This is a genomic window from Chryseobacterium sp. CBSDS_008 (assembly GCF_049959325.1).
Classification (GTDB): domain Bacteria; phylum Bacteroidota; class Bacteroidia; order Flavobacteriales; family Weeksellaceae; genus Chryseobacterium.
In genome coordinates this window covers 3,553,409-3,567,658 of record NZ_CP188202.1, presented here as the reverse complement: position 1 = coordinate 3,567,658, position 14,250 = coordinate 3,553,409, and the positions used below count along the sequence as shown (strand labels likewise).

Annotated in this window: 9 protein-coding genes; all 9 read left to right on the top strand. The window is 38.2% G+C overall.

Annotation, left to right across the window (positions count from 1 at the left end):
• Positions 1-66: 66 nt before the first annotated feature.
• A complete protein-coding gene (dnaB, locus tag ACP3T3_RS16140; protein WP_426476837.1) occupies positions 67-1,653 on the top strand; it encodes a replicative DNA helicase in 1,587 nt (528 codons plus the stop codon).
• A 69-nt stretch (positions 1,654-1,722) separates the two neighbouring features.
• Positions 1,723-2,199: a ribonuclease HI gene (gene rnhA / locus ACP3T3_RS16135; protein WP_426476836.1), complete on the top strand. Its 477-nt coding sequence runs from the start codon at positions 1,723-1,725 to the stop codon at positions 2,197-2,199.
• Between the two features lie 165 nt (positions 2,200-2,364).
• On the top strand, positions 2,365-4,623 hold the full coding sequence (locus tag ACP3T3_RS16130; protein ID WP_426476835.1) for a lectin-like domain-containing protein: 2,259 nt from the start codon (positions 2,365-2,367) through the stop codon (positions 4,621-4,623).
• Between the two features lie 164 nt (positions 4,624-4,787).
• The gene (locus ACP3T3_RS16125) at positions 4,788-7,046 is read left to right on the top strand and encodes a T9SS type B sorting domain-containing protein (RefSeq protein ID WP_426476834.1); all 2,259 of its coding nucleotides are present in this window, start codon (positions 4,788-4,790) and stop codon (positions 7,044-7,046) included.
• A gap of 122 nt (positions 7,047-7,168) precedes the next feature.
• Complete coding sequence (locus tag ACP3T3_RS16120; protein WP_426476833.1) at positions 7,169-7,795, top strand: NAD(P)H-dependent oxidoreductase; 627 nt, start codon at positions 7,169-7,171, stop codon at positions 7,793-7,795.
• Between the two features lie 31 nt (positions 7,796-7,826).
• The gene (nadB, locus tag ACP3T3_RS16115) at positions 7,827-9,398 is read left to right on the top strand and encodes an L-aspartate oxidase (protein WP_426476832.1); all 1,572 of its coding nucleotides are present in this window, start codon (positions 7,827-7,829) and stop codon (positions 9,396-9,398) included.
• Between the two features lie 637 nt (positions 9,399-10,035).
• Entirely contained in the window at positions 10,036-10,896 is an 861-nt protein-coding gene (nadC, locus tag ACP3T3_RS16110) for a carboxylating nicotinate-nucleotide diphosphorylase (RefSeq protein ID WP_426476831.1), read from the top strand.
• 208 nt (positions 10,897-11,104) lie between these two features.
• Positions 11,105-13,702 carry a TonB-dependent receptor gene (locus ACP3T3_RS16105; RefSeq protein ID WP_426476830.1) on the top strand — a complete coding sequence of 866 codons (2,598 nt, stop codon included), beginning with the start codon at positions 11,105-11,107 and terminating at the stop codon, positions 13,700-13,702.
• 86 nt (positions 13,703-13,788) lie between these two features.
• Positions 13,789-14,220 carry a hypothetical protein gene (locus tag ACP3T3_RS16100; protein ID WP_426476829.1) on the top strand — a complete coding sequence of 144 codons (432 nt, stop codon included), beginning with the start codon at positions 13,789-13,791 and terminating at the stop codon, positions 14,218-14,220.
• The last annotated feature ends 30 nt before the right edge of the window (positions 14,221-14,250 follow it).

Sequence of the window (14,250 nt, the reverse complement as noted above, 5' to 3'; positions counted from 1 at the left end):
AAAGACTGCTAATAATTTGTTGAATACTATTTTTATATTATTTTTTAAATAAACTATCTTTGCACCATGGCGCAGAAAGAAACATTATCATCCCTGACACACGGAAACTTTGCAAAAGAATTGTCTATTGCGGATGGAAAAATGCCTCCCAATGCAGTGGATTTTGAAAGACTTGTTATCGGAACTTTTTTGATCGACAAAAAAGGTCTTGACCATTCCATTGACCTCCTTACCCCGGAGGTATTTTATGATCCGAGACATCAGGTCATCTTTTCTACTATCCTGAAGCTTTATGAAGGCAACCAACCGGTGGACTTAATGACCATTATTCAGAATTTAAAAAAAGAAGATAAACTAAGCCAGGCAGGCGGTGATCACTATATCATTGATCTGACGATGGGAGTAAGCTCATCTGCCCATATTGAATATCATGTACGTGTTATTCTTGAAAAATATATTTTAAGAAGCCTTATTAATGTTTCCGCCAACGTTATTGATTCTTCCTACAAAGAATCAACCGATGTTTTTGAACTTTTGGATAAAGCTGAACAGTCTTTCTTTGAAATCACCAACGGAACGATTAAAAAAGGATTTGATACTGCCAATTCATTAGTAAAACAGGCTATTGATACAATTAAATCTTTAAAAGATAAGGAGGGCCTTTCAGGGGTACCTTCAGGATTCCGGGATGTAGATAAAGAAACCGGTGGATGGCAGAATTCTGACCTCATCATTATTGCAGCCCGTCCGGCGATGGGTAAAACAGCATTCCTTCTTTCCATGGCAAGAAATATCGCTGTAGGTCACAAAATCCCTATGGCACTGTTCTCGCTCGAGATGGCATCTGTACAGTTGATCACCAGAATGATTGCTTCTGAAACAAGAATCTCTTCAGAGAAGCTAAGAAAAGGAACACTGGATGATGAAGAATGGCAAAGGCTGTTCTCCAATGTATCTGAGCTGGAGAATGCTCCTTTATATATTGACGAAACTCCTTCCCTTTCCATATTCGATTTCCGTGCAAAATGCCGAAGACTGGTAATGCAGCATGGCGTAAGACTTATCATGGTTGACTACCTTCAGCTGATGACTGCAGGGAGCGGTGGAAAAGGAGTTGGGAACCGTGAACAGGAAATCTCTATGATTTCACGATCATTAAAAGCGATTGCCAAAGAACTTAACGTACCGGTAATTGCTCTTTCCCAGCTTTCAAGAAGTGTGGAAGCCCGTCCGGGGAAAAGACCTCAGCTTTCAGATCTGAGGGAATCCGGAGCGATTGAGCAGGATGCAGATATTGTATCTTTCATCTTCAGACCGGAATATTATAAAATTACCGTTTGGGATAATGATGAAGAAGGACAGGAAACCTCTACTGAAAACCAGGCTGAGTTAATTATTGCAAAACACAGAAATGGTGCCACAGCAGATGTCAGATTATCGTTCTTAAAACATTTTGCAAAATTCGGGGATATTGAGGCTGCTTTTGACAGCGGTGCAGGAGGAGGATATCCTTCCGGCTTTGGAGAACCGAGCGGCTTTGACAAAATCAAAACAACGATTCAGCCAGGAGCAGCATTTGACCTTCCGGACAGCTCAAAACTTTCCGGATCTTCAATGAACGACTTCGATGATGATGATGACTTCCCGTTTTAAGACCAAGACTAAAGTTCAGATCAATTCAGTTTAATTTTACTGTCAATACATCAATTTTAAAAAACAGATTTGAGAATCGAAATTTATACCGACGGCGCTTGCAGCGGAAATCCGGGAAAAGGCGGATATGGAATTCTCATGCGTGTTCCTGAAAAAAATTACCAGAAAACATTTTCCAAAGGTTTTCGAAAAACCACCAACAACAGAATGGAACTTCTGGCTGTCATCACGGCATTGGAAAAGCTGAAATCAACGGAAAATGACATTCATATATATACCGACAGCAAATATGTATCTGATGCGATCAATCAAAACTGGATTGCCGGATGGATTAAAAGAGGGTGGAAAAATGTAAAAAATCCTGATCTCTGGAAAAAATTTGTTGAGCTTTACAATAAGCATACCCCTAAAATGCATTGGGTAAAAGGCCATGCGGGACACTTTGAAAATGAGCTTTGCGATAAATTAGCAGTTGCCGCAGCCAGCTCTCCTGATCTCGAAATTGACACCTATTTTGAGAATCTGGATAACAATTCCTTATTTTAATTCAATTAACACAAATACGCAACCGCTCCTGGAATATTCAGCATTATATCATAATAAGCGTTATATTTTTAAAATATTATTAAAATTTTAGCAAAATTAACATTAAATACATACTAATTGATTGGGATTTAATATCTTTACATATTAATCTAAGTCCCATTATAAATGAATAAAAATCTATTATTGTATTTATCTGTTTTTTTACTCTGTATAGCCGGGAAGTCCTTTGCCCAGACTTATCAGCTTGTCGGAAACCCGGTGGCCACTACCGGATGGACCATGGTTTCTCCCACCCAGGTAAACACAGATTTTATTCAGCTTACTCCGGATACCAACAACCAGTCCGGTTCAATCAGGCTGAATGACCCTATCAATCTAAAATATTGTGACAAATGGAGAGTGGAATTTGATTTCAGAATGGATTCCAACCAAACCTCCAACGGGGATGGAATTGCCTTCTGGTATCTTGCCAATCCGCCCGTTGCCAGTGTACTGGGTTCCGGTCTTGGAGTTTCTCAAAACGCTGTTGGTCTTATCGTAGGGCTTGACACTTACAACAATACCACGACTGCAACAATGAGCAAGGTCCACGTTGCCTACGGACAGGTTCAAAATACAACCGACAATAATAACGTCGAATTCTTCAATGTTCCGGGAAGCTCTTTCCACTCACCAGACCTGAATACGACACAGCCTTTTCAGGGAACAACCTTTAAACATGTTGAGGTAACTGCACAGATAGATCCTGCTGCCCCTACCAGCTGGATCATCAAAATAACAATAGACGGTAATGTCATCTGCAATCAGTCTTTTGCCCCTTCGGGCACGGCCGCCGCAATGACTGTGGGCTATTTCGGGTTTTCAGCATCTACAGGAGGTGCAAGATCAAGACATTCCATTAAAAACGTAAAAATTTACACTGATAAAGTTCCTATTTTACAGAATTCGGCAACTCAGTCTTTCTGCCCAAACCCTACTTCAGGATATGGATCTGTAAACCTGACGTCTTTTAATTCACAGTTCGTAAGCAATCCTTCAAACTATACATTTACCTATTATCCGTTCGGAAGCTCAACGCCTATTGCCAATCCTGCCAATTATCAGTTCAATGCAAACACAACCGTTACAGTTGTTATTAAAGATAATGCAGGACTGCTTTGTGACAACCCGGATGGTAAAATCTTGTTGGTTCTCGCTCCTTTTAAGGCTGATGATAAAACCATTACGGTATGCAATAACAACAAAGCCGGAACTGCAGCTTTCAACCTCAATACAGCGAATGTTACTGATGTTCCCGGAGTTACTAAAAAATATTATAAAACGTTGGCTGATCTCAATGCTGATGTTAATGAGATTCAGAATCCCAACAACTATATATCTGCTCCCGGAGTTGTTTATGTAAAAGTTACAACGCCTCAGGGATGTACAGGATCCGCAAAGATCACACTCGCTTTCTATCCTGACACGCCTGTGAAAGAAGCTGCCTTAAGATCATGCTTTATCGAAAATGACATTACCCGTGCAATTTTCAATTTAACTACAGCAGATGTTACTCCTTTAGGCGCAGGTGCTGCCAAAAAATACTACACATCAGTAGCTGATGCTTTAGATGGCACCAATGAGATCATGAATTCTCTTCAGTACTTATCAGCAAGTAAGGCCGTATATGCAAAAGTAACCGATCCCAACGGATGTTTTAATATTGCTAAAATCAATCTTGTAGTACTGCCCCCTGTGACATCATCTGTTCTGAAAGACAAAACCATTTGTATTGGTGAAAAAACAGATCTGGATGCAGGTCCTGGGTTTGATGGCTACCAATGGAGCACCGGGGAAACCACCTCATCGATTAAAGATGTAGGAGTAGGTTCTTATTGGGTACAACTTAAAACCGGTAACTGTATCACAACGCAGATTGTCCATGTAAAAGCATCCGCAAATCCTGTGATCTCCGGCATTGATATTGACAACAATACAATCACCGTAAATACTGCAGGAGGAACTCCTCCATACCAATATTCTTTGGATGGAGTCAATTGGCAGGCCAGCAATATATTCACAGGCCTGGCAAGAGGAGAAGTAAGAGTATATGTAAAAGATCTTTACAACTGCACACCTGTTGAGGTTCAGATTACCGTACCTAATCTAATTAACGCGATTACTCCAAACGGCGACAATGTAAATGACTTCATTGATTATTCAGCTCTCGCTTACAAAAAGAATCTCACCTTCATCGTCTATGACAGATATGGGAATAAACTTTACGAGGCCGGGAAAATGAGAAATTTCACCTGGGACGGAACAGCTTCCGGTAAAAAAGTGCTCACAGGAACATATTGGTACACCATCTCATGGAACGAAAACAACAAAGACAACACGGAAACCAAATACTCAGGCTGGGTATTGGTTAAAAACAGAGAATAAATTGCACTATCTGAAACTACCTCCTTTGAGGTAGTTTCGGTATTAAAAAGAGCACCCGCACAACCAGATATCGGGGCCAAATAGCGCTTTTTATGATCAGTATAAACACAAAAAAAGAACAATTTTATATCTAAGAATAAACATAACATCATAATCCATCCACTATGAAAAAAGATATACTCATTTTATTTTTGACTATCTTATTATGCCTTCCGGGAAGATTATTTTCACAAACCTACCAACTTGCCGGGAACCCCGTCAATACAACCGGCTGGGATCTTGTCTCTGATGCCGTGGTAAGCGGAGACTTTGTAAGACTTACAAGCGATCAGACCAGCAGATACGGGGCCATAAAGTTATCCACTCCTATCACCCTGAGTTACTGTGATAAATGGAAAGTGGAATTTGATTTCAGAATTGACGGAAACGGAACCACACAGTTTGGAAAAGGAGACGGCTTTACTTTCTGGTATCTTGCCAACCCACCTACAGGATTCGTATCGGGAGGAGGATTGGGTATTCCTGCCAATGCTTCCGGGCTGATGGTTGGCTTTGATATTTTCAACAATACTACCGAGGGTCAGATGAGTAAGGTTCATATTCTTTATGGCACCAATAATACGGCAGGCAACAATATTGAATACAATACCACTCCGGGAAGCACATTTCACTCCCCGGACCTTATTACCACCCAACCGTTCGTGGGAGATACCTACAGACACGTTGAAGTAAATGGAGAAACAGATCTTACCAACCCCACAAACTGGATTATCAAGGTAAGAATAAACGGCGTCCTTATTGTAGATCAGTCTTTTGCCCCGTCAGGAGGTGCGGTAGGAATGTCACAGGGGTATTTTGGGTTCTCAGCAGCTACAGGTGGTGCCAGCGCAAGACACTCTATTAAAAACGTTAAAGTATTTGTAGATAAAGTTCCTATTTTAAGTAATACTATTACTCCGTTCGTATGTACAAATCCCGCTACCGGAAATGGTACCGTAGACCTTACTTCCTATAACTCTCAATTTGTAAATAATCCTGGGAATTATATTTTCACCTATTATGTATTGGGAAGCTCTACTCCTATTGCCAATCCTTCGAGCTTTCAGTATTCGGGAAATACTACCATTAAAGTAGTTGTCAAAGATCCCACCTCTACACTTTGTGATAATGGTGACGGGGTCATACAGCTTAATCCCACTCCATTTGCCGCAACGGATGCCAGCCTTACCGGATGTAATAACAATAATGCCGGTACAGCAACCTTTGATCTCAACACTGCTGCCGTAACAACTGTTGCCGGAGTTACCAAGGAATTCTACCCTACCTTATACGATCTGAATAACGGTACAAACCAGATTACAAATCCTTCAGCCTACGCGTCTGCAGCCGCTACTCTATATGTAAAGGTAACAACTCCCCAGGGCTGTGTAAGCACATCAAAAATTACACTGAATATTTACCCTGTTGTGGTTGTTAATGATATCGAAATAAAATCCTGCTTTATTGAAACCAATCCATCTATGGCTTCCTTTAATCTTACAGGGGCTGTAGTTTCCCAAGGTGGACTTACAAAAGAATATTACCCATCATTAACTGATGCAATCAGTGGAACTAATGCAATCTCTACTCCGGCAGCATACATTGCACCTAATGGAGTAGCCTATATTAAAGTATTCAGTGCAGACGGATGCTATTCTATTGCTAAAGTTACATTAACGGTAATACCTCCTGTTTACTCAAGAACTTTACTTGATCAGACGATCTGTATAGAAAACACTACAACTTTAGATGCAGGAGCGGGTTTCAAAAGCTACGAATGGAGCACAGGGGCTACTACACAATCTATCAAAAACGTAGGGGTAGGTACTTATTGGGTAAAGCTTAAAACCGGAGATTGTATTGCTACACAAAAAGTAACAGTCTATCCTTCTGACAATCCGGTTATTACCACTGTTGACATTTCAGGAAGCACAGTAACGATATATGCCAATGGCGGAACCCCTCCTTACCAGTATTCTATGGATAATATCAACTGGCAGGATTCCAATATCTTTACCAATATTGCCAGAGGGGAAGCTAAAGTATATGTAAGAGACGGTTACAACTGTCTTCCTGTTGAAGTTAATATCACCGTACCTAATCTGATCAATGTGATCACTCCTAATGATGATGGTATCAATGATTTTGTTGATTATTCAGCGCTTGCCAATAAGCAGAATCTGGAAATAGCCATCTTCGACAGATATGGCTATAAAATGTTCCAGGCAGACAAAACCAACGGGTACAAATGGGCAGGAACCACTAACGGAAGCAAAAAAGTTCCTACCGGAAATTACTGGTATTCCGTTTCCTGGAATGAAAATAATAAAAACAGCACTCCGATAAAATTCTCAGGCTGGATTGTGGTAAAAAACAGAGAATAATTACACTTTCCATCACACCAAAAGAAATCACCCTGCATGTCGGGGTGATTTTTTGTATAAACAGGCGGGAGATATTTCATTTTAAAGACATTTTATTCATATTCAATTCTTAAATTTGTCCTATGAATTATTTGGAAGCTTTAAGCAGAAGATATTCTGTAAAAAAATTCAATCATCAGATTATTCCTCAGGAAATTCTTCACAACATTCTTGAGTCGGGAAAGCTGTCTGCCAGTTCGCTGGGACTTCAGCCTTATAAAATTGTGGTTGTTGAAAGTGAAGAGATGAAACAGAAATTGATTCCGGCTTTCTATAATCCATCACAGATTTCCACCTGTTCCCATCTTATTGTGATTATCTCAAAGAAAATTATTGAAGAGAACTATATCCGGGGTTATTTTAATCATATTTCTGAAGTAAGAGATACGCCTATGGAAACACTGGATCCTTTCAGAAACAGTATTAATCAGCATATCAACCAGAAAACACACGATGAAATTTTCAACTGGGCAGAAAAACAGTCTTATATCGTATTGGCCAATCTTATGTATGCCGCTGCTATTGAAAATATAGACTCTTGCCCTATGGAAGGCTTCCGCCAGGATCTTATAGAAGAAATTCTGAATACCGATCCTGAAACAGAAAAAGTAACCGTTACCCTCGCTTTAGGCTACCGTTCCGAAGAAGACCATTTCCAGCACATGAAAAAAGTAAGAAAACCAAACGAAAAATTGTTTAAATTTATTTAATATTTTAAACGATTGTACCTAAAGCCAGCATATGATAAAAGCGGATGTATTAGTAATCGGTTCCGGCATTTCCGGACTTTCCTATGCCATTAAAGTTTCTGAACAGCTCCCTGATGCCAAAATTATTATTGTAACAAAGTCTGATGAAGACGAAAGCAACACCAAATATGCACAAGGCGGCCTTGCTGTTGTTACAGATTTTCAGAATGATAATTTTCAAAAACACATTGATGATACGATGCGTGCCGGTGACGGAGAAAATAAACGCGATGTTGTAGAAATGGTGGTCAGAGAAGCTCCCGCGAGATTCAATGAAATTGTAGAATGGGGCGCCCAGTTTGATATGAAGAACGGCAAATTTGCTTTGGGAAGAGAAGGAGGCCATACCGAAAACAGAATCGTCCATCATAAAGATATCACTGGTTTTGAAATTGAAAGAGCTTTATTGGAAACCGCCAAAAACAGCCCGAATATTGAAATCCTTGACCATCATTATGTTATTGATATCATTACACAGCACCACGTTCCGGGAAAAGAACTTAATGAAGGAGATATTCACTGCTACGGGGCTTACATTCTGGATGAAAAATCCAAAAAAATCAAAAAAATCACTTCTAAAATAACGCTGGTTGCCACAGGAGGCGCCGGACATGTTTATAAAAACACCACCAATCCTACAATTGCCACAGGAGATGGAATTGCCTTTGTAGCCCGCGCCAAAGGAAAGGTTTCCAATATGCAGTATTACCAGTTCCACCCAACAGCTTTGTACAGCAAAATGGATGGAATGCTATTTTTAATTTCAGAAGCAGTTCGTGGAGACGGCGCAAAATTAAGAACCAAAAGGGGCGAAAAATTCATGCATAAATACGATGACCGTGAAGAATTAGCATCCAGAGATATCGTTGCAAGAGCCATCGACGCCGAAATGAAAATTACCGGAGACGAATTTGTTGGCTTAGATTGCAAGGAAATGAACCATGAAAAATTCCTGGAACATTTTCCCAATATTTATAAAAAATGTAAAGACGAAGGAATTGATCCCTTCACCCAGCTCATCCCTGTTGTACCTGCCTGCCACTATTTAATGGGAGGCATTGAAGTAGACAGAGATGGACAGTCTTCCATCAGAAATCTTTTCGCAGTAGGAGAATGTACCAACTCCGGACTTCACGGTGCCAACAGACTTGCCTCAAACTCACTCCTTGAAGGATTAGTATTCGGGCACAACGCCGCTATGAAAACTGTTGCCCTCTTAAATGAAAACAGCTTCAACTTCGATGATCTTAAGGCTGTTCCGGAATGGAATGAAGAAGGAATGAAAATCATGGATGAAATGGTCATCATCAGCTACCTCAGAAAACAGCTTCAGGAAATGATGAGCGATCTGGTAGGTATTGTAAGAAGCAACAGACGTCTGAATATGGCATTACAAAAACATCAGGAAATTGCAGCTGCTGTAAATGAAATCTATCACTACTCTATTCTTTCCCCACAATTGTCAGAACTTAGAAACCTAACAACCGTTGCACACCTCATCATTACCCAGTCTATGGAAATGACGGAGAATAAAGGAGCATTTTATAATAAAGATCTATCGTAGAAGCTCTAATGAAGATTGTAAATTTAAAAATAACAACGATAGTAAACCTATTATTCTATTCAGGAAAGGTTATTATTGCTTTTTTCTTATTAATTTCGATATTAATTTGTTCAATTTTTAGAAAAAGTCTAGATGGGTCAGTATTCATTATCGCACCTGTTTTAGCTATTATCTTAGGTTATTTAGGGAATATAGTATTGAGAAATTATTGTATTTCTAAATCTAAACATCCTTTAATTTTAAGCATAATATGCAATGTTTTAAGAATTTCTAGGAGAAAAATTTCAACTAAACCAATCCAAATAAATATTAAGCAATTTATTAAAGACAATGATTTATCCTTAATTTATTATTATATCAATAAACCTACATATCCTGTTTTAGTTTTTAATAAAAATAAAATCCGTTATTTTAGACTGGAATAATTTCAAGTGGGATTTCTACATAAAAAAAGAAGGAAGATGTAGTATAGAAGTATTAGAATTCATGGGAATGAATCAAAACAACACATCTATAAAGGATCGTATTGAATTTGAAAAAATAGAAGCAAAGAATCATGAGATTGTTATCTTGTTTATTATTCATGATTTATTATTCGGGAAAGGCTTATCCAGATATTATTAAAAAAGCATAACAAATGAAAAGACCAAGCTACGTAACAGATAAAGCATTAAAAATTTTTATAAATAATGCCTTAGAAGAGGATATTCAGGATGGTGATCATTCTACACTTTCAACAATTCCAAAAGAGCTGGAACAAAGTGCAAAACTCCTGGTAAAACATGACTGTATCCTGGCTGGAGTAGAATTGGCTGAGATTATTTTCAAAACTTTTGACAAAAATCTAAAGGTTGAAACGTTCATTAAAGATGGTGAAGCAGCAAAAGCTGGAGACATCGCTTTTATTGTAACCGGAAGCGCCAGATCTATCCTTTCTACAGAAAGGCTTGTTCTTAACTGTATGCAAAGGATGAGCGGTATTGCAACCCTTACCCATGATTGGGATTCCAGATTGGTAGGTACGAAGACAAAACTTTTAGATACGAGAAAAACCACTCCGAACTTCAGAATATGTGAGAAATGGGCGGTGGCCATTGGCGGCGGAACCAATCACAGATACGGTCTTTACGATATGATTATGCTTAAAGACAACCATATTGATTACAACGGAAGTATTACCAATGCTGTAAAAATGGCAAAGGAATATGTTAAAAAGACCAAGAAAAAGTTAAAAATAGAGGTTGAAACAAGAAACCTTGAAGAAGTGCAGGAAGCTATCAAGGCAAAGGTTGACAGGATTATGCTTGACAATATGGATGTGAAGACTATGAAAGAGGCTGTAAAAATGATCAACGGTTCATGTGAGTCTGAAGCCTCAGGTGGAATTACCCGCGATATGCTGAAAGAAATTGCATCAACAGGCGTTACATATATATCCGTGGGAGCCCTTACACACTCAGCTGATAATATAGATTTGAGTCTCAAAGCAGTGAAATAGCGTTGTATTTTTAACAAAAACACCCCAGCTTTGTTAAAAATTCAATAACATGACTTTTTTCATACAAAAATTCAATTTTTACTCATATCATTGATATTTAACACCTTAACATTATTAAGACTGATTAAAAATTAACATTGAGTTAATAATAGTTAAATTTTATTTTGCGAATTTTGCAGAAAATTAAATCTAATTATTACTAACGATTATGAAATTAATCAACAAATCAATACTGACTGCGGTAATTACATTATCTACAGCTAGTGTTTATTACGCTCAACAAGTTCAGGACACAGCTCAGGCTAAGTCTAAAGATATTGAAGAGGTAATTTTAAGAGGTGTTACGGATATCGCTAAAGATAGAAAAACACCGGTTGCTGCATCTACAATTAAAGCAGCACAACTTGCAGAAAGATTAGGTAACCAGGAGTTACCTGAGATTTTGAACACTACTCCATCTGTTTATGCAACAAAATCCGGAGGTGGTTTTGGTGATGGAGGTCTTACAATCAGAGGTTTCGAATCAAGAAACATCGCTGTAATGGTAAACGGTATGCCAGTTAATGATATGGAAGGTGGTACTGTTTATTTCTCAAACTGGACAGGATTATCTGATGTAACAAGTACATTACAGGTTCAGAGAGGTTTAGGTTCTTCTAAATTGGCTATTGCTTCTGTAGGGGGAACAGTAAACTTCCTTACCCGCTCTGCTGATATGAAAAAAGGAGGGGTAATCAGGTTAGGTGTTGGTAACAATGATTATTTAAAAACATCCTTCTCTTACAATACTGGTAAATCTAAAGATGGCGTTTCTGCATCATTCTTAATGAGCAGACAAGCCGGAGGTACTTATATTGAAAATACAGATTATGAATCTTATGCATATTTCTTTGCATTAGGTTATGAAATCAACAAAAAACATAACTTACAGTTTACAATAACTTCTGCTCCTCAGTGGCATGATCAAAGAACTTTTGCTCCAACCATTCAAAATTATATCAACTATAATCCTGAATATGATGGAAAGAGTCCTTACAGAAGATACAATTCTGATTTCGGATATTATACTGATGCTTCAGGAAACAAAGTTGCTTTAGCGAACAGATCTAACTATTACTCTAAACCAGTAATGATGTTAAACTGGGACTGGACAATGAGTGAAAAGTCCAAGTTAAGTACCGTTTTATATATGTCTAATGGTAGAGGGGGTGGAACAGGTGACCTAGGTAAAGTAGGAGGAAAAGGAATGACTGATTTCTATGATGCGGCTGGTCACTTTAATTATGATGCTATTTTTGCAGCTAACGCAGCGGTTAACTTAAATACCGCAGGAGCAGGAAGTACTTTGATTCGTAGATCAAGTATCAACTCTCACAACTGGTATGGTATCTTGGCTAACTTCCAACATAAAATCAATGACAACTGGAATTTCTCGATAGGTACAGATGACAGATATTACTATGGATACCATTATCAGGTTGTTAGTGACCTTTATGGAGCTGCAGGATATAAAGACAAAGCAAATCAAAATTTAGCTCCAAGAATCGTAAGCAATACTTATGATTATAAAAAACTTAGCTGGAATCCTTTTGGAGGTAAATTAGCTCCATCTGAAGACCAGATTGGATATAGCAATGACGGAGAAGTACTTTGGTACAGTGGATTTGCACAAGTAGAATATACGAAAGATAACTTATCTGCATTCTTACAAGGTTCCGTATCTAACCAGGGTTACCAGAGAATTGATAACTTTGTAGTAGACGGAAGTACAGTAAAAGGTCAGACCATAAACACGAAAACAGGATTTAAAAACATTTTCGGATATAATATTAAAGGGGGTGCTAACTATAACATCAATGAGCAACACAACGTTTTTGCTAACTTAGGTTATTATAGCAAGCAGCCATTCCTTAACACGGTTTACCCAAGTAATCAGCAGCTTATTAACCCTTATCTGACTAATGAGAAGATTTCTTCTGCTGAAATCGGTTATGGATTCAGATCTGCAAAATTTACTGCAAACGTTAACGTATACAGAACACAGTGGAAAGACAGATGGTTGAGAAAAACAGGTCAGACTTTCACTTTAGCAGACGGTTCAACTACTACAGGTTATTCTGAAATCAATGGTATTACTGAAGTTCACCAGGGAGTAGAGTTTGATGGAGTATACAGACCTAATCGTTTCTTAGAAGTTCAGGGTATGTTCTCTTGGGGAGATTACTATTACAAAGGAAATGCTAGTGTAGCTTCTTTCGATGATAACAACAATCCTGTTACTTTAGCTGGCTCAGCAGGAAACGAGCTGTACTTAGATAAAGTAAAAGTAGGAGGTTCAAGCAATAACAGTATTCCTCAGATGACTGCATCATTAGGACTTACTGTAAAACCTGTAAAAGATCTTAATATCTTTGGAACCTGGAGATATGTAGGTAAACTTTATTCTACTATTGACACTGGAACATTCACTAACGTTTCTGCACAGGAAAGAGGAGTATTGAAATTACCTGACTTCAACTTATTCGATGTTGGTTTCTCTTACAAAATCAGATTACAAAACGAAGCTCAATACTTCACTATTGGAGCTAACGTTTACAACTTGTTTGATAAAGTTTACATCTCTGACTCTGCTACAAGTGTATTTGCTGACGATAAGCCAAAATATCTGGCTGATGGGAAAACACTTAATTCTCAAAATCAGACCTATGAGCAGTTGGGCATGATGTACAAAGGCCTTGCAACGGGTAACCGTGCTTATTTCGGATTCGGAACTACTTGGGCAGCAACATTATCATTCAACTTCTAATAATATCACAATATTAGATTTTATAAATATCAATCCCGGCTTTGAGCCGGGATTTTTGTTATCTTTGTGTACAAAAAAATAGGATTATGGATTTTTACAACATTTTACTTAATGCCCACAAAGGTTTCGGGTATCTTGAAATTCTTTTGGTAACATTATTTATCATTGCACTGTTAGCGACCATGTTTGGTTTCAGTGGAAAAGTGAACAAATTTTTGAAGAAAACAACGCTATTCACAATGATTTTCTTCCACGTTCAGTTTTTATTGGGAATCATTATGTTGATCACCACTTTTAGCAAAGGATTAAACATGGGAGAAGTAATGAAAAATGCAGCATTGAGATTCCAATATGTTGAACATCCATTCTCTATGCTTATTGCAGCAGTTTTGATGACTATTGTCAACAAAAAAGTAAAATCCAATGATACTATTTCTCTAGGAGTAGTGATTATGGGACTGATTGCTGCAGGTTTATTTGCATTCGCGTTCCCTTGGACAAGAGTCTTTGGAGCTTAAAAAAGATAAAGAAATTATATGCGTTATAAT

Bases quoted from the DNA above. Each gene is read 5' to 3' on its own strand.
- dnaB (WP_426476837.1), top strand. From the start codon at position 67: ATGGCGCAGAAAGAAACATTATCATCCCTGACACACGGAAACTTTGCA.
- ACP3T3_RS16130 (WP_426476835.1), top strand. From the start codon at position 2,365: ATGAATAAAAATCTATTATTGTATTTATCTGTTTTTTTACTCTGTATA.
- ACP3T3_RS16125 (WP_426476834.1), top strand. From the start codon at position 4,788: ATGAAAAAAGATATACTCATTTTATTTTTGACTATCTTATTATGCCTT.
- ACP3T3_RS16120 (WP_426476833.1), top strand. From the start codon at position 7,169: ATGAATTATTTGGAAGCTTTAAGCAGAAGATATTCTGTAAAAAAATTC.
- nadB (WP_426476832.1), top strand. From the start codon at position 7,827: ATGATAAAAGCGGATGTATTAGTAATCGGTTCCGGCATTTCCGGACTT.
- nadC (WP_426476831.1), top strand. From the start codon at position 10,036: ATGAAAAGACCAAGCTACGTAACAGATAAAGCATTAAAAATTTTTATA.
- ACP3T3_RS16105 (WP_426476830.1), top strand. From the start codon at position 11,105: ATGAAATTAATCAACAAATCAATACTGACTGCGGTAATTACATTATCT.
- ACP3T3_RS16100 (WP_426476829.1), top strand. From the start codon at position 13,789: ATGGATTTTTACAACATTTTACTTAATGCCCACAAAGGTTTCGGGTAT.